Origin of the sequence: Paenibacillus sp. P2(2022), from assembly GCF_029522175.1 — a bacterium.
In the GTDB taxonomy this organism is placed as follows: domain Bacteria; phylum Bacillota; class Bacilli; order Paenibacillales; family Paenibacillaceae; genus Paenibacillus; species Paenibacillus polymyxa.
Map to the genome: position 1 here is coordinate 623,307 of NZ_JAKWFI010000002.1, position 22,052 is coordinate 645,358.

The window sequence follows — 22,052 nt, forward strand, 5'->3', positions numbered from 1 at the left end:
GGGGGTTGTCCTGCAGGTCTACCCAGACCTGAGGGATAGCCCCTGTTTTCTTATATAGTCCGAAAGGTATCTTTAATTCCTTAATCAACGTTTTGTGGGGTGGTGAGCAGATGTGCAATTATATTATCGTTCATTAGAAAAAATGGCTCATCAAGCCTCAATTATAGATCAGGATTGGAACAGGTTTGTAGAGCAAACCCGTGTGAGGCATGTTCAGCAGGGTACATATCTTATTGAAACAGGGGAACCTGTGAAACATGCTTATTTTTGTTCGGAGGGATTATTCCGGTTGTTTTATACTTTGGCAGATGGTAGAGAATATAATGTTGGTTTTTCACCAGAAAATGATTATGTAACCTCTTATGGCGCTATGGTTCAAGGTAAACCATCCACTTTTACGATTGAGGCCATGGAAGATTCGGTTGTTATTGAAATTCCATATCATGTCCTGAAGGAGCTTATGGATACAAGCCATATGTGGGAAAGATTCGTGCGTAAGAGCGTGGAAAGACTATACATTCGCAAGGAGGAACGAGAACGCGAATTGTTGTATCTTTCTGCTAGGGAACGTTATGATGCCTTTCTTCTCAAGTATCCCGGGTTGGACAAACGAGTTGCACAATACCATATAGCTTCGTACATAGGTGTATCCCCCGTCTCACTTAGTCGTTTGCTGCGCAGCGAGCCGCATTAACCTATGTTAATGCGGCTTGGCAGACAAGCAGCGTACAATAACGATAAATCCATTCAAACTTCACAAAAAAAAGGAGATAGGCATATGCGTTATATGATGATTGTATTATTGGAATTCTACCCTTCCTGGTTGGCTCTTCCTCGGGAAGAACGTCGCAAACATGCGGGAACCTTGCAGGCTCATATTCAGAAGTACAGCGAACATGTTCAGGTTCGTTTTTTTGATGCAGAAGCGCTGCCCGGAAAGGACTATACGGATTTCGTCGTATGCGAAACAGAGGATATGAAGCAATATCACTATATGTGGGAAGAAATTCGTGATTCGGAGCCGTATACTAAAGGGTACATGAAGATTAAAGATGTAGTAATGGGGATGGAAAATGCATTTCAGTCCTATGAGTTCGAAATGCTGCAGATGGACAAATAACTCTCCGTACTCCCTTACTATATAAAAGTAGGAGTTGAGTTTGTACAGGCTTTAAACAAGGCGAGTTCCCGTGCTGTTTTTATTCAGCTGGGAATTCGCCTTTTATCTATTAGAGATGATCGCAAGGAAAAATTGTATTATACAACGGTATCACTTATAACCTTCAGAAATCCATTATTTGTTGCATTATTAATTAACTGATTAATAGATTTTGCTGCGCTATCGCTAAACAAGTACCACTCATCTTTGGATACGTCATGAATCAAAAACTTGGGATACCCGACTAAAACTTCGGATGGAAAGGACTGGATTAAAGAATAAACATCATAACGAGCTAAGCTTTTCCCTTTTGGGTCTAAGAAATCGTATTGGGCATTTTTATAATAAGATCCAGGTGTGTCAAGAGTGAAGCTCCAAGAATAGTTTTCAGGTGCTTCAACCTTTTCACCTTTGTTTTTTGCAAACATATTATAAATGGTTTTGTTATATGCATTGCCGTGAATTTGCTGAACTACGCCGCCCAAAGTCATTCGGTATTCCTGTTGAAGTGACTTTACTTGTACACCGTTTATGAACAATGGTTCAGTAGTAATAGTCACTATAAGGTTGCTGTAATTGACTTTACATCCAAACGCCTCTGCAATAAAACGAAGTGGAACATATATGCGATTGTTTTTCACGTATGGTTTTACATCAAGCAGTATCTTTTTACCGTTTTTCTCCGCTATGCTTCTGTTTATTGCTAATTTTACTTTCATATCGCTCTTAGCGAGAATAACCCCGGAATCGGACCACTCGACGCTAGCCCCCAAACTTTCGCTAATAACACGTAAAGGTACCATTGTACGTTTGTTCTTCATTTCTGGCTTCGCATCGGTTGCAATAGCCACACCGTCAATTTTGATTTGATTTTGTGCTGCATATGTAGTGGACGATGAAATACATAAAAAGATAGCAAGAAAAAAAACAAAGAATGCTTTGTTCATAAATGACTTCTCCTTTTTTAATTAAATTTGTTGCGTAGCAACTTTTCACCATATTCAGACGCGACTGGATAAAATTCGTTGCGCTTTCCTATTCATTAACTTAACGTAACAACCAGTTTGTACTATTTAATCTGATTTCCGATATTTACCAACTAAAAACTTCTAATCTCCCTGGGGAATTATGTCGATAACATTGAATATTGTTCATAAAATTTACAAAGTAAATCTTTAGGGGGAAAGTTAATGAGAAAACAGCTAAAAGTTGCGATTTCTCTAGCATGTTTATTGATGTTTATAGGTTGTTCAGCATCACCAGTATCACAGCAGACGACCAAGATTACATTTTTGAATTCCAAATCTGAAATAAAAACCCAATTGGAAGAAGTAGCAAAACAATACAATCAAGAGCATCCGGAAGTATCTTTAGAAATTATTACTGCTCCAGAGGGAACGTCTGCATATCAAAAGCTGATGTCGATGTACGGCTCAGGAAGTCCAGCAACGATGTCGATGCTTGACCCGGGAGACACGCAGACATTCCTGGATAAAGCCGTTGATTTAAGTAAAGAGAAGTGGGTAGCCGATACGATAGAAAATGGACTTGACGCCGTTAAGAAAAACGATGCTGTGCTGGGATTTCCATTTGCAGTGGAAGGCTACGGATTAATCTATAACAAAAAAGTATTGGACAAGACAACAGGGGGTTCTTTTGATCCTTCTTCGGTGAAAAGTAGAAGCGGCCTGAACTCATTAATGGCTAAGATTCAGCAGTCGGGAGTAGCACCGGTCATGCTTTCACCAATGGACTGGTCTCTCGGCTCTCATCTTTTAGCTCTGTCTTATTCTGTTCAACCCGAAGGTTTTCCAGAGTTTGTTAAAGGTATGCAGAACAACTCCATCGATTTGTCCCAAAACAGTGTAATGTCTGGATGGGTACAAACTTTAGACCTGCTCAAGGATAACAGCATCAATAAGCACTCGCCTTTGGACAGTACGTATGACGATGGAGCCAAAGCTTTGGGAGAGGGCAAGGTAGGGCTTTGGTTTATGGGCAACTGGGCTTGGAATGGAATAAAGAGCAATGATACGGCAAATGAGGAATACGGTTTTTTGCCTCTTCCGTTAAATGATAATACGAATGATCCCAACAATTCAAAGATCACAGTTGGTGTGACAAAGTATGTATTCATCGACTCCACAGCTACCACGCCTCAGCAGCAAGAGGAAGCCAAGAAATTTTTAAACTGGCTGGTATACGAAAAGTCCGGTCAGGAACTTTTGGTCAACAAGGCCAATGTTATACCGGCCTTCAAGAGTATTGACTTGGTGCCTACCGATCCCTTGAGTAAATCGATCAAGTCATATTTGTCGAGCGGAAAGACGCTGCCGTTTATGGCAACACTTCCACCTGATCATGGGGCCATCACAGGAGCATCTATCCAAAGCTACATTAGTGGAAAGATAGATAAGACTGAGCTGTTGCGCCAAATACGCATATACTGGAAAGCTCAGCAGGGATGATATGAGACCAGTCACGGGAAGGAAGATAAGGATGTTTAAATTAACGTTAAAGAAAAAAATAATTAGTGCAGCTCTCATACTGGTTGTCGTACTGTCCCTTTCAAGTGTTATAGGCGTCATTAAGATGTCGGAAATGGGAGAGGCTTCTGATAAGGTAAATAACAGGTCTTTACCTGCGGTTATTCTTCTTCAGGGTATGGATAAGCAGATTACAGAAATCGATAGACTAACTGTTCGATTGATACTCGAAGAGGATGAGACTATTCGCACCACTTATCAAGAAGAACTAACCAAAGCTACAGCTTCAATGGATAAGAGTGTAAATAAATATCAAAGTTTAGCCTCTACAGCGGAGGAAAAAGAACTGTTCACCAACTTTTATGGTCAGTGGGCAATGTATCTTCGCCATCTAAAGGTGGTTTCCGCTGCCATGGAAGAAAACGACAAAGTGATGGCCTACATGATCGTTCATGGAAATTCTTCTATTTATAAGGCGGCATTAGACGATGTAAATAAACTGAAGGTGCTTAATGAGCAGTATGCCACTGAGGCAGCTAATCAATCGAGTCAATCTTACCATTCAGGTAGACTTTTGATGATTTCTTTGACTATCATATGTACGATCCTGGGAATTATCGGTTCTTTTTTACTGGCTCAATCGTTCACTAAGCCCATATTAAGGATAGCGGAACAGATAAAGCTGGTAACGAGGGGGAACCTGCAAGTGGAACCTCTTAGGGTCCGATCCAAAGATGAGGTCGGGGAATTGGCATCCGATTTTAATGAAATGTGCGATTCACTGCGCAACCTTTTAAAGGAAGTTGTGGATAATTCCTTACTGGTTGCTTCTACGGCTGAACAGTTAACAGCCAGTGCAGAACAGACAAGCATTGCTACCGAGCAGATAGCTATAAGTGCCACTCAAGTCGCAGAGGGATCTCAGACACAGCTTGCAGATATTGCTGAAACGCTGAATTACACGGTAGGTGTTTCTAAAAGTGTAGAGAACATAACCAATCGCTTTGTGAATGTAGCTAATCTCACAATCCAAGCACAAGAAAAAGCAAACAACGGAAAAACCCAAATGTCTTCCACTGTCTCTCAAATAAGAGATGTGCATACCAAGGTAACTCAATCCGCTGAAGTAGTAAATATTCTAGGAGAAAAGTCAGCGGAGATTAGACAGATCACAGCTATGATCAGTGATATAGCAGCCCGAACCAACTTGCTTTCACTCAATGCGAGTATAGAAGCTGCAAGAGCGGGAGAGCAGGGAAAAGGATTTGCGGTTGTCGCTTATGAAGTACGCAATTTGTCGGCACAAGCAAGTGAAGCAACCGGCAAGATTTCCTCTCTGGTCAACGAAATCGCATTAAGAACAGACGAAGTTGTCATCTCGATGAATGAAGGTGTTCAATCACTAAATGAAGGTATGATGCTTGTCGAAGGTGTCGGTAACGTCTTTTCTGAAATTGTCGGTGCCGTTGAAGAAGTGAGCGGTGAGGTAGACACTGCGGCTGTAGAAGCAAGATCCGTAAATGAAGGAACCGTTTCTATGGTGGAATCTATGAAGAAAATTGCCGAAATCTCCGAACGTGCAGCCGATTCTACTCAAACAGTCGCAAGCGTAGTCGAGGAAACTACTGCTTCCATGCAGGAAGTGTCTGCAGGTGCTAACATGCTTGCCAAGCGGGCGGAAGAGATGAATCAAACGGTGTCTGTATTCAAAATTTAAAGTAAGTTGGCGGTAGCCTTGGACGAGAAAAACAAGTCCTAGACTACCGCTGTTACCATTAGATTACGAGTGAACGGCTTCAGCTTTTTTAGCAGCTCTTTTCAGATCCTGTTTACGGCGTTCCTCTAGATACCGTTCTCCATTTTTCTTGTCAGCTGTCAGCGTAAAGCAGGAAATGATGGTGAACAGACCGGCAATGGAACCCAAAATAACATAAGTGATCGGGAAATTCAGAACTTCATACATATGTCCGACAATAGGTGAGAAAACAGATACCACCAGGGAGCCCATAAACAAATACAGCAGGTACATGGTGGACGATAAGCGCTGGTCAAAGTTGACGGTAATGTACTTGAAGATGGCGACCAGAATCAGCGGTTTTTCCAGGGAGTGAATCATCTTCATCGCAGCCACCCATATGGAACCGAACGGCAGCGAAGAACCGATAATACGCAATGACATGATCGCTCCGGCAATAATCAATGCCCATTTGGCAGTCGTTTTGTTGACAAACCATGGGGTAACAAACAGAAACACAAATTCCAGGAATACTTGCACAGCACTTAAATCACCAAGGAATTGATTTCCTTCTGCTTTAGAACTGAACTGAGATACGAAATAGGTGGCAAATTGCTGGTCATATACCTCATAAATTTGGGTCACGCCAACCATGAATAGCATTAGAAACCAGAACTTTGTGGTGCGTACGAGATGCAGTACGTCAGTGAGCTTCAACGATTCAGTTTTCTGCTGCTCCTGTCCAGAAATTTCGACTTTGGTCAGGAAGATGCAGATCATAGCAACAACGGCAGATACGGAGGCAATCCAGAAGGTCAGATTCACATTGATATTGATGACCCGTCCCGCAACAAAGGTAGCAGCTGCCCACCCGAGTGAGCCCCACATACGAACTCGTCCGTATTCAAACCCGTATTTGCGTGACACTTTGTCCATATAGGAATCGACGACACCATTACCTGCATTAAACACCAGGCCGATAAATAGGGCGCCGACAATAGCACCAATGACGAACTGCGTTTGAAGCAATGGACCGTACACATAGATAAAAAAGGGTCCGACGAGCAAAAGAATCGTAAAAAGTATGTACAGCAGATGTTTTCTCAAGCCCAGCTTGTCGGATAAGTACCCAAACAGGGGTTGCATGATCAAGGCGACGATAGAGTTAGCCGCGTATAAAAACCCTGTGTAGGTTTCTGAAATCCCCAGGCTTTGTCCTAGCCAAATGACAAAAAAAGACATGGCGGCAGACCATGTAAACAGATAAGCGAAGTTAAAAACGCTCAAAGACCAATAGTTGCGTTTTGCCAAATTCCTCATGTATAAGCACCCCTTCAAATTGTAGCTGCTCAATATGTTGACAACGTCATTAAGCATTGTCTGTACTATTAATTGTAAGGAGAATTGAATTGAATCCATAGGGCATTTTCCCAAGATTTCCTGTGCTTATTGCAATCAATTTCCAGGTTGGGTTGTACATAACTTTTCTCATCTTGTAAGAAATAAGTCCTACGTGTAAAATTCTTTATAGTTCATTGAGCTCATTTAGTAGGAGGAAAAACACGGCAAGAAGTAGAATTGTTCTAAGGTCTGGCTGACATGGTCATACTGATAGCACAATAAATTGCTAATGCAAGGGGATGAAGTGGTTCTTTCGCAAGTACAAAGTTACTTGATACCGTAAATGTATATAGAGTATTGTGTAATGATGAGTTATCGAACCCCACATCTTGAATAACGTTTCACACCGATCGCGAAGGGTTAGCGGATGGCTATCCCTACTTGGTGCTGCTATAACCCTATGAGCATGTACTACACAAAATAAAAAGAAAATGAATGATAACAAACTGTTGTGATTTCATGGTTGGAGGATTTATTATGTCAAAAAGTGTTTCTTCGTCCTTTATTATTATTATAGGATCGATGCTATTTGCCTTATTTTTTGGTGCAGGGAATCTAATCTTCCCACCTATGCTTGGTCAAATGGCTGGAAAGAATGTGTGGATAGCCAATGCGGGTTTCTTGGTTACCGGAGTTGGCTTACCGTTACTAGCCATCACTGCCTTTGTTTTTTCAGGCAAAAGCAATTTACAAACTTTAGCGAGTCGTGTACATCCTGTATTCGGGATTGTCTTTACAACGATTCTTTATCTAGCCATTGGCCCGTTATATGCAATTCCAAGAACCGGTAGTGTGTCGTTTGAAATTGGAGTCAAGCCTTTTTTTTCAAACCATACAGATCATCCTGTCGCACTTTTTGTATTTACCATTCTTTTTTTTGGGGTTGCATGCTTGTTATCACTTAACCCTACAAAAATTATTGATGTGATCGGAAAGTTTTTAACACCCATTAAATTGACATTCATTGGGATTCTGGTGGTCGTAGCCCTTATTCACCCCATAGGAGCCTTCCAAGCACCTGCCGAAGGCTATACTTCGCACGTCTTTTTCAAAGGCTTTCAAGAAGGTTATTTAACATTGGATGCTCTTGTAGCCTTTATTTTTGGAATTATTATTGTGAATGCAATTAAGGAAAGAGGAGTTACTGCCAAAAAAGAGCTGATGATCATTTGTGCCAAATCGATAACCATTGCGGTTGTCCTCTTAGCATTTATCTATACGTCTCTTGCCTACATGGGAGCTTCTAGCGTTGAAAAACTGGGTGTTTTAGAAAATGGTGCTGAGGTGTTAGCCAAGGTTTCATCCTATTATTTTGGATCTTACGGCTCCATTTTATTAGGCTTAATGATTACAGTAGCGTGTTTAACGACAAGCGTAGGGCTTATTACGTCCTGTTCTTCCTTTTTTCATACCTTGTTTCCGAAAGTTTCTTATAAAAGAATTGCTCTCATGTTATCCATATTTAGTACCATTGTAGCCAATATAGGTTTAACACAGCTCATTAAGGTTTCAACGCCAGTGTTAATTGCAATATATCCTATTGCGATTTCTCTAATATTTTTAACACTTTTACATTCCGTGTTTAAAGGAAAATCAGAAGTATATCAAGGCAGTTTAATATTAACCTTCATTGTTAGTCTATTTGACGGCTTGAATGCTGCTGGAATAAAAATTAAAGTAATTAATGACTTTTTTACTCAAATTCTCCCATTATATGATGTAGGATTAGGCTGGTTAATTCCCTCTGTTTTAGGAGGAGTAGGGGGGTATATATTCTACTATATTAAACGAAGAAAAATTGTCCTTATACTTATGAAGCCCAAAAAATAAATGATTTGCTTATTCGGTGAATTGGACATGTATAACCAAAAGAAAGAACGAACGGAGAACTTGATCTTCTGTTCGTTCTTTCTTTTTGTAACTTTACGCGCAGCTATTCAAAACAAAATCATAAATTTCCGTCTGTTATAGAAAGGACAGCAAGCGCCTGATCTGCTTCGTGCTGCTTGCGGTATAGCGAAGGAGTCAGACCGTTCCATTTTTTAAAGGTTGCAATAAAATAGCTTAGATTTTCAAATCCCACATCCAGCGCAATATCAACTACTTTGCGGTCACTTTGCTCTAGCAACCTGCAAGCCTTCTGAATCCGCTGATAGTTGATATATTCAACCGGACTTTTCTGCACCATCTGCTTGAAGAAACGACAGAAATGTCCCTCACTCATCCCAACCTCATCTGAGATCTCTCGCAAACGAATGGGCTCATGCGCATGGCTGTTGATGTACGCCAGTGCTTTTTTGATCCGTTCGACCTTGTTGCGTTGACTCGCCATAACCACGTCCTCTCCGCTAGCCGTAGTCATGTGCGGGAACAGGCAGGCAATTATGCTATAGAGCTGCGCCTTGGTCGCCAGTTCACGGGCAGGCGCATTCTGTTCATGGCTAGTGATAATACGTTTCAACGCGGTCAATAGCTCCTGCTCCCAAGGCTGCACACCGCGAATGTGAGGGGGAGGGACGAGTTTTTTATGGATAAATGGTTCAATAAACTGCGTCTGAACTGTATCTTGCGTGCGGCTGTGCAGCATATCCGGGTGAAACACCACCGCAGAAAATACACATCGAGGACTTTTTTGTAAATAACCAGCGTGAAGCTCGCCACTGTGTACAAAAAGGGCTTCACCTTCGCTAACCTCCGTATAGACCATATCCGTCTGAAATATAGCGCTCCCCTGTTCTACTACGATAAACTCCATTTCCTCATGCCAATGGGACTCCAATATACTATTTCCGTTCAATTGCTCTACGCTCGGATATACGCTGACTGGATACATGGGATTGCCGTGAATACGGTTTTCTCTTAACATTTCCCTTTGCATTTTACTGATTCCTTTCGGCACACTGATTTATATAGAAAACATCAAAATATTGATACTAAACGTCAAAATAAAAGAAGTAAACCCTTACATAAATCAATATTATTATAGTAAGGATTTCGAAAAAATCCAATCAGCGATTTGGGAACAAGGAATATAAAAGTCGAGATGGAGGAAGAGACAGATGAAATTTACTGATGGCTATTGGTTGGTTCGCAAGGGCTATGAAATACAAAATCCTGCTGACATCCGTGATATCGTGACGGACGATGCTTCCATGACGGTATATGCAGCAACCCACCGGATCGAGCACAAAGGGGATACGCTAAATGGAGCGTTACTGAAAGCGACCTACAGCTCTCCCATGCCGAATGTTATTCGGGTGCGTCTGAACCACCATAAGGGACGGGTGCATCATGGACCAGATTTTGAAATTCACACCTTGCCGACAGAGGTGGATATTACGGTGGGTGAGGACGTAGCAGTGCTGAAGAGCGGCGATCTGAGTGTGCGAGTCGGTCGTGGAAAGAGCTGGGACGTAGGCTTTTATGTCAAGGATCGTAAAGTCACGGGCAGTGGGCATCGGGGACCCGGCTATATTACAGACCCGCAGGACCAGCCATTTTTCCGGGAGCAGCTGGAACTGGGTATGGGAGAGTACGTATACGGCCTTGGAGAGCGTTTCACTCCATTTGTGAAAAATGGTCAGGTCGTTGATATTTGGAATGAAGATGGCGGGACCAGCAGTGAACAAGCATACAAAAACATTCCATTTTATTTATCCAATAAAGGGTACGGTGTATTCGTCAATCATCCGGAAAAGGTATCTTACGAGATTGCATCGGAAAACGTTTCGAAGGTACAGTTTAGCGTTGCTGGCGAATCGTTAGAGTATTTTATTATTGGTGGAGCTAATCCTAAGGAGGTACTGGACAATTATACCAAGCTGACAGGCAAACCTGCATTGCCACCGGCCTGGACCTTTGGTTTGTGGCTGACCACTTCGTTTACGACCGATTATGATGAAGCGACAGTAAACCATTTTGTCGACGGGATGGCTGAACGGGATCTGCCACTCTCGGTATTCCATTTTGACTGCTTCTGGATGAAGGAATACCAATGGTGCGATTTTCAGTGGGATCAAGATATGTTCCCAGACCCAGAAGGTATGTTGCAGAGATTGAAGGCTAAGGGACTCAAAATTTGCGCATGGATCAATCCGTATATTGCAGAAAAGTCCATTTTGTTCGATGAAGGTATGGAGAATGGCTATTTGGTCAAAACAGCTGATGGCAGCGTGTGGCAATGGGACATGTGGCAGGCGGGGATGGGGCTGGTTGACTTCACGAACCCGGCTGCAGTTGCCTGGTATCAGGATAAGCTGAAGGTGCTGATCGATCAAGGCGTGGATTGCTTCAAAACCGACTTTGGTGAGCGTATTCCAACAGATGTAGTTTATTATGATGGCTCTGATCCAATGAAAATGCACAATTACTATACGCATTTGTACAACAAAGCTGTGTTTGATGTGCTGGAGGAAAAGCTGGGCAAAAATGAAGCCGCATTATTTGCACGTTCTGCCACAGCCGGGGGACAACAGTTCCCAGTTCACTGGGGCGGAGACTGCTCGTCCACGTATGAGTCGATGGCAGAGTCCTTGCGGGGCGGATTATCGCTTGGTTTGAGTGGCTTTGGCTTTTGGAGCCATGATATTAGCGGCTTTGAACTAACGGCTGCGCCGGACTTATACAAACGGTGGGTACAGTTTGGATTGTTATCCTCCCATAGCCGTCTACACGGAAATGTGTCATACCGTGTTCCTTGGCTGTTTGACGAAGAGTCAGTCGACGTGGTGCGCAGCTTTACCAAACTCAAATGCTCACTGATGCCACACCTGTATGCTTCTGCTGTGGAATCCTCGGTGAGGGGACTGCCGATGATGCGGGCTATGGTATTGGAATTCCCGCAGGACCCAACCTGTGCAACGCTGGATTTACAATACATGCTGGGGGATTCCATTTTGGTAGCCCCGATCTTTAATAAAGAAGGCAATGTAACCTATTATGTACCCGAGGGACAATGGACGAATTTGTTAACGAATGAAATCGTGTCTGGTGGTCGTTGGGTCAACGAGCATCATGATTTTACAACCTTACCTGTGCTCGTGAAGCCAAACACATTGTTGGCCATCGGTCATGAGGATCGTCGTCCGGATTATGATTATGCAGATCAAGTGACGCTTCATTTGTTTGAGCTCGGCGAAGGGCAACAGGCTCGTTCGGTTATCGTGAATACATCAGGCGAAGAAGAGCTCACGGTTACTGCCAGCCGTAAGGATTCTGTCATTACGGTGAAGGCAGAAGGTGCCGTTAAACCGTGGTCGTTAGTACTGCGCGGTATCCATAAGGCTGTTCAAGTGGAGGAAGGCAGCAGTCTGGCAGGAGAACAGGGGGTAATCATTACACCAGCCTCCAGCGGACAACAAGAGCTTACTGTTCACTTGGGCTAGGTCAGGAGTCTATCTGTAGATGGATAGATTATAATATAGCAATTATATTGCGAAAAAAAGGCTTGCCTGATACAAACCAGGCAGGCCCTTTTTAATGTTGCATCTGATAGAAAATATCTTCAATCTAGCTTGATGTTGTTCCCTATGCATTCTCTTGAAGTAGTAGTGGTACAAGGTATTGCCGGAAAATATCCACAGAATTCCGTTTCTTCTTAAACTTATCAGCCGTGAGGACAACTACTAAGTCATAGGACGGGACCACAATAATATATTGCCCACCAAAGCCTAGTGCGTAAAAATAGTCTATTTCCGTTCCAGTCTCTTCATCAGAAAAGGAAGAAGCCCACCAGTGACAGCCATAATATGCTTTTTGTGGTTTGGAGGCTGGAAGAAATGGACGAGTCGAATATCGGACGGTCTCTGTCTGGATGATCTGCCGTCCTTCCCAGCTTCCTTCGTTCAGATAAAGCCGCCCGAATTTGAGCATGTCCAGCGGTCTGAGATGTAGCCCGAAGCCTCCGGTATGAGTGCCTTGCGGATCGGTTTCCCAATGATAGTTATCGATACCGAGTGGCTGGAATAATTGCTCCTCGGCAAATTCAGCAACGGCTTGTCCAGAGGCAGAACGCAGCAAGGTGGCCAAAAGTTGAGAACAGCCAGAGCTGTACTCCATTCGCGTACCTGGTATATCCGATAATGGCTGTGAAAGCACAAATTGCACCCAATCGGACGTTTTGCTCATGGTAGGAAAAGAATTTTGTCCCCCAAATTCCGTCCAGTTAAAGCCAGCAGACATCGTCAGCAGGTGTTCAATCGTAATATCGCGCTTTCGAGGGTCACTTTCTTTGGCCAGCTGGGGGAAAAATTCGAGGATCGGTGTCTCTGGTTTGGGTACCAGTCGTTGATCCATAGCAATACTAACTAATGCGGAAATCACACTCTTGGTACAGGAATTTATTTTATAGAGTTGGTTGGCAATTTGAGGTTCACGGTAGTAATCCATGATCATGTTTCCCTGCTGCTCAATAAGACAGCTGCGGGTTTCCAACTCGTTAAGTACGTGAATAAGCGGTTTGAGCTCCAGACTTTTCATGCAGTTCCTCCTTGAGGCTTTTAGCATACCATTACATAGTATATCATTTTTAACCTTCCAAATCCGACAAGTACAAACGGATAATAGTTCTTATCTTTTTCCCTAATTTGAATTTTTTTGTTTTTTGATATAAAAAAACATATATATGTTCACTTAATAGACACAAATATATTTAAAAATCTATACACTTTTCCGCTTTCATTTAAAAAAACAGACCAATAAAACGATATATAGTAAGTTGAACATTTTATTTTGAAACAACTGGGGGACCAATTCATGAACTTAACAATTAAGGCCAAAATGATTCTCAGCGCGATACTGATCCCAAGTGTGATTGCTGCCATGCTGCTGACCAATTACATTTTAAGTATACATAGTGAGAACGAGTACAAAGATATTATGAATCGTGAAGAGACGATTGCGTATAACTCCAAGTCTCTTCAATTTTTGCTAAACGGGATATCCAATGATGAGCGGGCATATTTGCTGACTCGTGACGAACAGTATGGGAACGAGATCGGAAACAAGCAGAGTGAAGTTGCAAAGTTGCTACAGGAGACAGAAGCTCTACTCAATACAGGTAATGAGGATACAAAGAAGAAGATGACTGAGCTCAAAACAGGGATTAATACCTATATGAATCAGGTTCATAGTCTACTGACTACAGCGGGGTATAAGAGTACAAGAGATGATGCTTTCCCCCCATTTTCTGAATTGCTCGATGATTTTGAAAACGAACGGGTTTTGCGTAAGCAACTTGATACCAAGGTGGTAGCCTTTGTCAAGGCGCAGGAAGATATGGTAACGGTGAAAATACAGCAGGCGCACCAAACGATGACGAATACAACTTTGATTACGAGCATTGTAGGGCTTTTGGTTATTATTTACAGCATTGCTCAATCTATCGTTTTGATTCGTTCGATCCGTCCATTACACCATATGAATGAGCAGTTGTTGCAAATGTCTCAAGGTGGAGGAGATTTGCGAAGTCGACTGGATATTACGTCCAAAGACGAAATCGGTATGATTGCGAGCTCCTACAACAAGCTTATTGAAGGGTTCCGCAGTATCATTGTGGATGCTCAGGATACGGCTCGTACATTAACGGTAACCGCAGAGCGTGTTAACGTCAGTACTGAGGAAATGAATCAGGCCAATCGTCATACCTCCGGTGTAATGGAAGAGCTTGCGACGGGCATGGAGCATCAGGTCGATGATATTACACAAACTACAGATACCATGAAAGAACTTGCCTACGAGCTGGAACAGATTGCTACCACAAGCGAGCAGGTATATGAATTGTCTGATACAGCCGCTAAAGATGCAGAAGCAGGGGAACAATCGATTGGCCAGGCTATGCGTCAGATGGAGAAGGTAAGCGAAAGTGTAGACAGCTCTGCACGTGCTGTACGTTCACTTAGTGAACAGGCGGAGCAGATTGGCATGATCGGATCTGTTATTACCGGATTTGCCAAACAGACTGGAATGCTGGCGCTTAACGCATCCATTGAAGCGGCAAGAGCGGGAGAACAGGGCAAAGGATTTGCTGTTGTGGCCTCTGAGGTAAAAAGATTGTCCGAGCAGGTATCGGTTTCAGCAGCAGAAATCACACAGTTTGTGCAAAACATTCAGGAGCATGTTGGGCATGTCGCTTCCACCATGCAGTCTGGAACAGTTGAAGTGCAATCTGGCGTAAAGGTCATGCAATCCGCTGAAACTGCATTTCGCCAGATTGGAAGTTCCATTCAACAGGTCAGCGAGCAGATTCACAGTGTTAACCGGTCTGTAGAACAAATGTCCGGTGGATCAGAGCGAATGGTGAAGGCGGCGGAACGCATACGTGAAGTAGCGGAGCAGACGGCAGGAGGAACCCAAAGCGTCAGTGCGGCGGCTGAAGAGCAACTGGCTTCCATGGAGGAAATTGCATCGTCCATTCACACTCTGGCGGATATGTCGCAATTGCTAAACGCAAGGGTCGGTGGTTTTAAAGTATAGTCGTATAAATTCCCACCAATGTAAACACAATAACATCTGTTGAACGAATTTGGACAGCTGTGTTATTACTTTTGCAAAGGTGGTAACGGGATGCAACAAAATAAAGGGAATCTGGTTGCATTAGGTTCCATCCCGCTGATGATGACGCTGGGTAATTCCATGCTGATTCCGGTTTTACCGGAAATCGGACGTAAGCTACATGTAAGCTCCTTTCGGATTAGCATGTTGATTACAGTGTATGCGGTGGTGGCCATTTTACTGATACCGATTGCTGGCTATCTATCCGACCGTTTTGGCCGTAAAGCGGTGATTGTTCCCTGTCTGATTCTGACTGTGATTGGAGGGGGCATTTCTGCGGTGGGAGCATGGCTGCTACATGACCTGGCAGCTTACTGGACCATTATTGCAGGTCGTCTACTTCAGGGCGCGGGAGCGGCGGGGGCTTTTCCTATAGTCATTCCACTTGTGGGCGATCTGTATGAGAACGAGGATGAAGCCAGCAAGAACCTGGGGGTAGTCGAGACCTACAACACATTCGGTAAAGTATTAAGTCCGATTCTTGGTGCTGCGCTGGGAGCTGTACTATGGTTTTTGCCATTGGCAGTGATTCCGGGCCTCTGTCTGATTTCGCTTATTTTGGTCATTTGGCTGATCCATGTACCCAAGCGTAAAAACCAACCGATTAGGTTTCGAGAATTTGTGGGGAATGTGAAGCAGGTGCTTGCCGAAAAGGGACGCTGGCTCTATGCTATTTTTGCTATGGGCGGTATTTGCATGTTTGTCATTTTTGGCGTCTTGTTCTACTTATCCGACATACTGGAAAGTCGTTACAACCTCCATGGCGTCTGGAAGGGCTTTGTGCTGGCCATACCGCTTATTTCCCTCTGTCTGTGCTCTTATTTAGGTGGCAAGGTTATTGGCAAGCACAAAAAGCGTATGAAATGGATCGGTTTCGGTGGTTTGGCCATATTGACGATCAGCTTTGCTATTCTCGGATTTTTTCAACATATTTATGCTGTGATTGGCCTGTTTACGCTAGGGGGCGGTGGTATTGGGCTCGCACTCCCTTGTTTGGATGCACTGATTACTAAGGGAATTGAAAAAGAAGAGCGCGGAACCATCACTTCCTTGTACAGCAGTATGCGCTTTGTCGGAGTATCTTTAGGCCCTCCGGTTGTATCCTTGCTGATCGGCAGCAGTGGGCATGGTCTGCTTTTTGGCGTCATGGCCGCAGTGGGGGGGATTGCGGCTCTGCTTATGCTATTTGCGGTCAAGCCAGAGCAGGATGAACCCGCAGGGGGCAAATCCAGTGATCGTAGCCATAAGACTGAGGGAATGACATACGTGTCTCGAGAAAAGCCTCTTTCTTCTAAGCTAAGACACAAAACTCCTGCGAAATATAAATAAATTGCAATTGAAAAAGCTTTGAAATAAAAAAAGCACCCGTTTTCCATGTAAAGCCATGGTAACGGGTGCTTTTGATATTTGAGCAAATATAGATGGATACTCATTTTAAAGAATAGTCTTACCCCTCCAAAGGGACATTTGTTTTAGGCTTGCGGCTTGCGATAATCTGAATGACGTAAATCAGCAAGAACAGCACAACAAACAGTGACGAAAGACGATACATCCATGCATAATCACTGGCTTTGGCGATAACGCCAAGTATAAGTGCTCCGGCTGCGACTCCAAAATCGAGGGAATTGAGAAACATACCGTTTGCCATGCCCCTCTGTTTAGGTGACACGACCTGAATCATCCAGGTTTGCAAGGTTGGCTGCATAACACCAAACCCGATACCGTAGCAAAGAGCAGACAGATACATAAAGGCGTCACTGTGTGCGTAGGAAAGCAGAATCAGACCACCAATGAGAAACAGGGAACCAGGGATGAGCAGTGCCTTTGCCCCTTTTTTGTCATATATACGGCCCGAGAAGGGGCGCACGATCAGTACAGATACCGCATTAAACAGGAAAAAGTAAGCCGGGTGCGCCAGATTAGCTTCATCTCCATAGAGCGCCATAAAACCGAGCAACCCGCCATATGTGATAGACATCAACATGTTCAACAAGGCGGGAATCCACAATTTACGGTTGAATGCCGGTTTGCGCCCTTCCTCCAAAGGGACCATAGGTGGTTCGACATGCCCCTTAGGCAGTGTGCGAATGAGCCAGTAGGCTAGAGGGAAAATGACAACAATGACAGCAGATGTCGAATAGGCAAGCAGGTTAAAACTGCCGTATTGCAGCATCGAAATACCGATGGTTGGCCCAATAGACATGGCTAAACTAGTGGACAGACTAAAAAATCCCATTCCTTCACCGAGACGTTTGGGAGGGATGACGTCAGTGACCATTGTTGGAAAGGCAGTGCTGCTCATACCAAAGCCAATCCCAAACAGCATACGCATGAGCAGGAGTACCGCAATTGTCGGTGAAACACTGTATCCCAGCGTTCCTGCTAATGCAAACAGCAGTCCAACGAAGATCAGGGCGCTGCGATGTCCTTTTTCCAGCATACGGGCAGAAAAAAGTCTTGCGACAATTGCACTTAATGCGAACAAAGTCGTAACAAGACTGACCTGCACGGAGGTAGCATGGAATGCATTTTTCACATAGGAAGGAATGGAAGATACAATCATCTGTAGTTCCAGAAACAAAAATAAATTGGAAACCGTAAGAACGATAAATTCCTTGGTCCAAAGAGGTTGCTTGCCTTGTTGCATATTAATCGTTCTCTCCTTGTTTTTCTGATTCAGTCATGTTGGTATGAATTTGTAAAAGCGTTTGGCGGAATTGCTTCAGATCTGCAGAGGAAATACCTTTTACAAAATCGTGGTTGGCATCTCGTTCGACGGGGAGAGTCTCCTTCACAAGCTGTCGGCCTGCTTCAGTCAAATGAAGCAAATAAGCCCGGCGATCCTGTGGGCTGTTCACACGCTGTACCCAGCCCTTCTTGTCCAACAAATCAATAATACGAGTCGTGGTGGGCTGGTCCTTTACAGCCTTAGCTGCAATTTCTTTCTGATTTAAACCCTCGGCCTGATAGATTTGGTACAGAACCGACCATTGCTCTGGGGAAATATCATAAGGTTTAAGCCGATGCGAGAGCTGTTGACTCATTTTGCGATGGGTGATTCCAAGCAACATCCCAATAGAGCAATCGGGAGGCAAATTATTCATATGACACTCCTTTCTAATTTTCCGCACAGGATACTTTGAAATTAATTAGTTGTTATAACAATTATATGGACAACAAGTTGTTTTGTCAAAGGAAGTTGTGCAGCGTTTTGTAAACATACATTCCTTTTCCACTTTACTTTTACTTGTCTATGCGGGAAAAAGAGCAAAAAAACAGCCCGCAAAAAACGGGCTGTTCGGGTTTTAGTACAATATAGTTTGCCATGACTGGCGAATTAAGCTTTAGGTACGGTTTCCCAATCCTTAAGGAAGCGTTCGATACCACTGTCTGTCAGCGGATGTTTCCACAAAGAAGGAAGCAAGGAACCTGGAATAGTGGCGATATGTGCACCAGACAGAGCTGCATCTTCTACATGCTTAATGTTACGGATGGAAGCAGCGATGATTTCGGATTTCAAACCATGAATGTCCAAAATTTGTCTCAGATCACGGATCAGCTTCATGCCGTCAACGGCGATATCATCCAGACGTCCCACAAACGGGCTGATAAAAGTAGCACCAGCTTTGGCTGCCATCAAACCTTGAGCTGCGGAGAAAATCAATGTTACATTCGTTTTGATTCCGTTCTTGGTCAGCTCGTTACAAGCGTACAAACCGTCTTCGGTCATAGGAAGCTTGATCACCACGTTAGGTGCCCACTTTGCGATGTCATAAGCTTCTGCGAGCATATCTTCAGCCTTCAGGCCAATTACCTCAGCACTTACGGGACCTTCAACGATACTGCAAATCTCCTGAATGACTTCCTTGAACACTCGACCTTCCTTAGCGATCAGGGAAGGGTTCGTTGTTACACCATCAACCAGACCCAAACGTTCAATACGTTTGATTTCTTCAATGTTACCAGTATCCAAGAAAAATTTCATTTGATTTTCCTCCTCAGGGTTATATAGTACATAATACATATCATATGGCGTACATTAGCTCATTTAAATGTAGCATATTGCACACGTTAAACTTATAATTAGTATGTATTACATTTTTAATTGTGACACATTTTAAATTTGAAAACAAGCGGTCTTTGATTAAAATTTGATGAATTGTCGAAACATGCTGAAATTGGCCGACCTATGCTCATTTATAATGTATACTACCCCATTCCATAAGGAGGTAATCATTATTCAACTGTCAGAAAGACAGCGGGAAATTGTAGATATTGTCCAGCGTCTGGCGCCTGTTACAGGGGATAAAATTGCTGAAGAGCTGGGACTATCGCGGCCGACTTTGCGTTCTGACCTTGCTTTGCTCGTTATGCTCGGGCTAGTAGATGCCAAACCAAAGGTAGGCTACTTGCCAGGGCGTTATCCAAACTATGATAGCCATATCGGCAGTATGCTCAAAAAGCTGACTGTGGCAGATATACTGAGTGACCCGATTTTGATATCAGATGATGCTACCGCCTATGATGCGGTGTTAATGCTATTTCAGCAAAATACAGGCACTCTGATGGTCACGGGGGAGGAGCAGAAGCTCATTGGTATTGTTACCCGCAAGGATTTGCTGAAGGTCATGCTGGGACATACTGATCTTCACACTGTCCCGGTGACCATGGCTATGACTCGCCGGGCCCAAATGACGACGCTTGCTCCAGGAGATTCTTTACTGGAAGCAATATCGAGACTGATCCGGCATCAGATTAATTGTCTTCCTGTTTTGGACGAGCCATGTACCTCCTCGGCTCCAATTCAGGGGCTAGTAGGGCGGGTTACGAAAACGGATATTATGAACGCCATTCTGAATTTGACGGAAGAAAAGACCTAAAACATGAATAAGGGGGCCTTATATGTACTGGTTGGCCATGCTGACGATGCTGATTGACCATGTCGGACTTGTGTTTTTTCCGACAGATCCGGCTTGGAGAATTGCCGGCAGGCTTGCTTTTCCAATCTACGCATACGCCCTCTATATGGGCTATACCCGTACCCGAAATATGCGGAGCTACATGCTTCGCCTGCTAGGGCTGGCCTTGATCTCCCAGGTGCCCTATATGCTGGCGTTTGATGTGTATAGACCCAATGTGATCTGGACGCTACTGGCGTCGTTACTCGCGCTGGCTGCTGCATCTCGCATGAAGCATTGGGTGGCTGTATCGGGTCTGTACGTCCTCACAGCCCTGTTCATGGAGCTCAGCCAGATGGATTACGGAGCCTATGGTCTGCTGCTTGTTCTCATCTATCGATACACCCGTTCATATATGATGATTGCTGCCCATTTTGTTTTGAATGTTGTGTATGATATGGTACACCATGCGAATATTCAGCACTTTAGTCTGCTGTCCAGTATTCTGATTGTATGTTTTGCCACAGGGGAGAGCGGATTTTATCGTCGGGTACCGCGTTGGTTGTGGCGCAGTTTTTATCCCGTACATCTGGCTGTTATTGCGCTAATTCGTATCTGGCCCTGAACTCGAATCCATACAACAAAAGAACCTTTACAACCACGACTTATAGTGGTTGTAAAGGTTCTTTTTATCTTAAATATACTATGGTGTTCAGGATACTTTGTTGGGACCTTGAGCAAAAGGAAGTGGGCGAAGTGGAGCCCCTTCTTTCATATATTGCACCAATACTTCGGGAATATTGTGTATTCCTCCTGCATTGACGCGATAGCCGTTCGTTTGCCCTGGTGAGTTAATTCCTCGTTTCACCGTAAACGTAACGTCAATTCCCAAGGAGCGGCAAATTTCCAACGTCTCCTTGGTATACCCACCATAAGGGAAGGCCAGCACATTCTGATCATTGTGTAGATGTTTAAACAGCTTCTTGTCAGCCATGTCCAAATCGGTATAAACCCGCTGTTTGAACTCGTCCTCGGTTTCCATTCGCCCCAGCTTTTTCGAATACACCGGACCCATCAGAAGTGGTTTTTGTTTGGTGCGCTTTGTGTTGGAGTATCCGTAAGCATGCTGGTCATTGGTATGATTGTAAAAATCAATGCCCTCTGCATGCATCTGATGAATTTGATCCCATGTCAGCTTGGGTATACCAATATGTTTAGGATTGCTGATTGTGGATGTAATGAGAAAATTGGTAGCCGGAACATGATACTTCTTCAACACGGGAAAAGTGTCCGTATAGAAGGATTCATAACCATCGTCAAATGTCATAAGGACCGCATTAGCGGGAACCTTGCCTTTATGTAAAATAAAATCCGTATACTCTTTCATGGTGATCCAATGGAAGCCATTTGCTTTCATTTCGTCCAATTGTTTCGTTAAATTACTAAGCTTGAGAGCACCGGGATCAGGTGGAGTCTTGGTTACTTCATGATACATCAGGACAATTACTTTGTTTTGGTAATATACCTTATCTGGCGTAGGCGTCAGTGAAAATAAATGGCGTACCAGTCGATCTGCATTAGCAGTGCGTGTACGATGAGTTCCTTTGACTACAGGTGTGTGATAAATGTTACGTGCTTCATGCACCAAAATCCCGAGAATAGCTACCAAGCTTATGATGAGCAATGTTCTTTTTAAAAAAGTGTGTTTCATTGAATGACATCCCCCGCATGCAAAAAATTCTGAAAGTATAGAGGTTTATACTAAATATGAAACTAGCAAAATCTAGTCTATCATACCGAAAACACGCGGGGGAAATATCACA

18 protein-coding genes are annotated in these 22,052 nt (G+C 43.7%); 10 read left to right on the plus strand and 8 right to left on the minus strand.

Going from position 1 to position 22,052, the window contains the following annotated elements; genetic code table 11:
- Positions 1 to 112 precede the first annotated feature (112 nt).
- Both MMB75_RS10185 and MMB75_RS10190 read left to right on the plus strand, forming a co-directional pair.
- Entirely contained in the window at positions 113 to 694 is a 582-nt protein-coding gene (locus MMB75_RS10185; protein ID WP_025364613.1) for a Crp/Fnr family transcriptional regulator, read from the plus strand.
- An 84-nt stretch (positions 695 to 778) separates the two neighbouring features.
- Positions 779 to 1,120, plus strand: coding sequence for a darcynin family protein (locus tag MMB75_RS10190; protein WP_016819196.1), 342 nt, complete (start codon positions 779 to 781; stop codon positions 1,118 to 1,120).
- A gap of 137 nt (positions 1,121 to 1,257) precedes the next feature.
- On the opposite strand, the gene MMB75_RS10195 is transcribed toward MMB75_RS10190, so the two are convergent.
- The gene (locus MMB75_RS10195) at positions 1,258 to 2,106 is read right to left on the minus strand and encodes a copper amine oxidase N-terminal domain-containing protein (RefSeq protein ID WP_103042369.1); all 849 of its coding nucleotides are present in this window, start codon (positions 2,104 to 2,106) and stop codon (positions 1,258 to 1,260) included.
- A 243-nt stretch (positions 2,107 to 2,349) separates the two neighbouring features.
- On the opposite strand from MMB75_RS10195, the gene MMB75_RS10200 reads away from it, so the two are divergent.
- A complete protein-coding gene (locus MMB75_RS10200; RefSeq protein ID WP_031463288.1) occupies positions 2,350 to 3,627 on the plus strand; it encodes an ABC transporter substrate-binding protein in 1,278 nt (425 codons plus the stop codon).
- A 31-nt stretch (positions 3,628 to 3,658) separates the two neighbouring features.
- Positions 3,659 to 5,362: a methyl-accepting chemotaxis protein gene (locus tag MMB75_RS10205; protein WP_016819199.1), complete on the plus strand. Its 1,704-nt coding sequence runs from the start codon at positions 3,659 to 3,661 to the stop codon at positions 5,360 to 5,362.
- 63 nt (positions 5,363 to 5,425) lie between these two features.
- On the opposite strand, the gene MMB75_RS10210 is transcribed toward MMB75_RS10205, so the two are convergent.
- Entirely contained in the window at positions 5,426 to 6,700 is a 1,275-nt protein-coding gene (locus tag MMB75_RS10210; RefSeq protein ID WP_103042370.1) for an oligosaccharide MFS transporter, read from the minus strand.
- A 558-nt stretch (positions 6,701 to 7,258) separates the two neighbouring features.
- Here MMB75_RS10210 and brnQ point away from each other — a divergent pair.
- On the plus strand, positions 7,259 to 8,611 hold the full coding sequence (brnQ, locus tag MMB75_RS10215) for a branched-chain amino acid transport system II carrier protein (RefSeq protein WP_277375894.1): 1,353 nt from the start codon (positions 7,259 to 7,261) through the stop codon (positions 8,609 to 8,611).
- A 118-nt stretch (positions 8,612 to 8,729) separates the two neighbouring features.
- Here brnQ and MMB75_RS10220 read toward each other — a convergent pair whose 3' ends face one another.
- Positions 8,730 to 9,659, minus strand: coding sequence for a helix-turn-helix transcriptional regulator (locus MMB75_RS10220; RefSeq protein WP_103042372.1), 930 nt, complete (start codon positions 9,657 to 9,659; stop codon positions 8,730 to 8,732).
- Positions 9,660 to 9,840: 181 nt separating this feature from the next.
- On the opposite strand from MMB75_RS10220, the gene yicI reads away from it, so the two are divergent.
- Positions 9,841 to 12,165, plus strand: coding sequence for an alpha-xylosidase (yicI, locus tag MMB75_RS10225; RefSeq protein ID WP_103042373.1), 2,325 nt, complete (start codon positions 9,841 to 9,843; stop codon positions 12,163 to 12,165).
- Between the two features lie 142 nt (positions 12,166 to 12,307).
- Here yicI and MMB75_RS10230 read toward each other — a convergent pair whose 3' ends face one another.
- Entirely contained in the window at positions 12,308 to 13,258 is a 951-nt protein-coding gene (locus MMB75_RS10230; RefSeq protein WP_103042374.1) for a serine hydrolase domain-containing protein, read from the minus strand.
- Between the two features lie 276 nt (positions 13,259 to 13,534).
- Here MMB75_RS10230 and MMB75_RS10235 point away from each other — a divergent pair, with 276 nt between their 5' ends.
- Positions 13,535 to 15,253: a methyl-accepting chemotaxis protein gene (locus MMB75_RS10235; protein WP_103042375.1), complete on the plus strand. Its 1,719-nt coding sequence runs from the start codon at positions 13,535 to 13,537 to the stop codon at positions 15,251 to 15,253.
- 90 nt (positions 15,254 to 15,343) lie between these two features.
- Positions 15,344 to 16,660, plus strand: a complete 1,317-nt coding sequence (locus MMB75_RS10240; RefSeq protein WP_016819206.1) for an MFS transporter — start codon at positions 15,344 to 15,346, stop codon at positions 16,658 to 16,660.
- A 118-nt stretch (positions 16,661 to 16,778) separates the two neighbouring features.
- Here the strand turns inward: MMB75_RS10240 and MMB75_RS10245 are convergent, their stop codons facing one another.
- The 3 genes from MMB75_RS10245 to fsa form a co-directional block, all read right to left on the minus strand.
- Complete coding sequence (locus MMB75_RS10245; protein ID WP_016819207.1) at positions 16,779 to 17,978, minus strand: MFS transporter; 1,200 nt, start codon at positions 17,976 to 17,978, stop codon at positions 16,779 to 16,781.
- A 1-nt stretch (position 17,979) separates the two neighbouring features.
- The gene (locus MMB75_RS10250) at positions 17,980 to 18,435 is read right to left on the minus strand and encodes a MarR family winged helix-turn-helix transcriptional regulator (RefSeq protein WP_016819208.1); all 456 of its coding nucleotides are present in this window, start codon (positions 18,433 to 18,435) and stop codon (positions 17,980 to 17,982) included.
- Positions 18,436 to 18,668: 233 nt separating this feature from the next.
- Positions 18,669 to 19,316, minus strand: coding sequence for a fructose-6-phosphate aldolase (gene fsa, locus MMB75_RS10255; protein ID WP_013370592.1), 648 nt, complete (start codon positions 19,314 to 19,316; stop codon positions 18,669 to 18,671).
- Positions 19,317 to 19,500: 184 nt separating this feature from the next.
- Between fsa and MMB75_RS10260 the strand changes: the two genes are divergently transcribed.
- Positions 19,501 to 20,211, plus strand: coding sequence for a CBS domain-containing protein (locus MMB75_RS10260; protein WP_103042376.1), 711 nt, complete (start codon positions 19,501 to 19,503; stop codon positions 20,209 to 20,211).
- A gap of 22 nt (positions 20,212 to 20,233) precedes the next feature.
- The gene (locus MMB75_RS10265) at positions 20,234 to 20,854 is read left to right on the plus strand and encodes a TraX family protein (protein ID WP_016819210.1); all 621 of its coding nucleotides are present in this window, start codon (positions 20,234 to 20,236) and stop codon (positions 20,852 to 20,854) included.
- An 87-nt stretch (positions 20,855 to 20,941) separates the two neighbouring features.
- Here MMB75_RS10265 and MMB75_RS10270 read toward each other — a convergent pair whose 3' ends face one another.
- Entirely contained in the window at positions 20,942 to 21,940 is a 999-nt protein-coding gene (locus MMB75_RS10270; RefSeq protein WP_017425777.1) for a polysaccharide deacetylase family protein, read from the minus strand.
- Between the last annotated feature and the right edge of the window lie 112 nt (positions 21,941 to 22,052).

What these genes read in the sequence shown, in the direction of transcription:
- MMB75_RS10230 (WP_103042374.1), bottom strand. Translation starts at nt 13,258, where the DNA reads ATGAAAAGTCTGGAGCTCAAACCGCTTATTCACGTACTTAACGAGTTG.
- MMB75_RS10270 (WP_017425777.1), bottom strand. Translation starts at nt 21,940, where the DNA reads ATGAAACACACTTTTTTAAAAAGAACATTGCTCATCATAAGCTTGGTA.
- MMB75_RS10260 (WP_103042376.1), top strand. Translation starts at nt 19,501, where the DNA reads ATGCTGAAATTGGCCGACCTATGCTCATTTATAATGTATACTACCCCA.
- yicI (WP_103042373.1), top strand. Translation starts at nt 9,841, where the DNA reads ATGAAATTTACTGATGGCTATTGGTTGGTTCGCAAGGGCTATGAAATA.
- brnQ (WP_277375894.1), top strand. Translation starts at nt 7,259, where the DNA reads ATGTCAAAAAGTGTTTCTTCGTCCTTTATTATTATTATAGGATCGATG.
- MMB75_RS10235 (WP_103042375.1), top strand. Translation starts at nt 13,535, where the DNA reads ATGAACTTAACAATTAAGGCCAAAATGATTCTCAGCGCGATACTGATC.
- MMB75_RS10200 (WP_031463288.1), top strand. Translation starts at nt 2,350, where the DNA reads ATGAGAAAACAGCTAAAAGTTGCGATTTCTCTAGCATGTTTATTGATG.
- MMB75_RS10240 (WP_016819206.1), top strand. Translation starts at nt 15,344, where the DNA reads ATGCAACAAAATAAAGGGAATCTGGTTGCATTAGGTTCCATCCCGCTG.
- fsa (WP_013370592.1), bottom strand. Translation starts at nt 19,316, where the DNA reads ATGAAATTTTTCTTGGATACTGGTAACATTGAAGAAATCAAACGTATT.
- MMB75_RS10205 (WP_016819199.1), top strand. Translation starts at nt 3,659, where the DNA reads ATGTTTAAATTAACGTTAAAGAAAAAAATAATTAGTGCAGCTCTCATA.
- MMB75_RS10265 (WP_016819210.1), top strand. Translation starts at nt 20,234, where the DNA reads ATGTACTGGTTGGCCATGCTGACGATGCTGATTGACCATGTCGGACTT.
- MMB75_RS10195 (WP_103042369.1), bottom strand. Translation starts at nt 2,106, where the DNA reads ATGAACAAAGCATTCTTTGTTTTTTTTCTTGCTATCTTTTTATGTATT.
- MMB75_RS10250 (WP_016819208.1), bottom strand. Translation starts at nt 18,435, where the DNA reads ATGAATAATTTGCCTCCCGATTGCTCTATTGGGATGTTGCTTGGAATC.
- MMB75_RS10190 (WP_016819196.1), top strand. Translation starts at nt 779, where the DNA reads ATGCGTTATATGATGATTGTATTATTGGAATTCTACCCTTCCTGGTTG.
- MMB75_RS10220 (WP_103042372.1), bottom strand. Translation starts at nt 9,659, where the DNA reads ATGCAAAGGGAAATGTTAAGAGAAAACCGTATTCACGGCAATCCCATG.
- MMB75_RS10245 (WP_016819207.1), bottom strand. Translation starts at nt 17,978, where the DNA reads ATGCAACAAGGCAAGCAACCTCTTTGGACCAAGGAATTTATCGTTCTT.
- MMB75_RS10210 (WP_103042370.1), bottom strand. Translation starts at nt 6,700, where the DNA reads ATGAGGAATTTGGCAAAACGCAACTATTGGTCTTTGAGCGTTTTTAAC.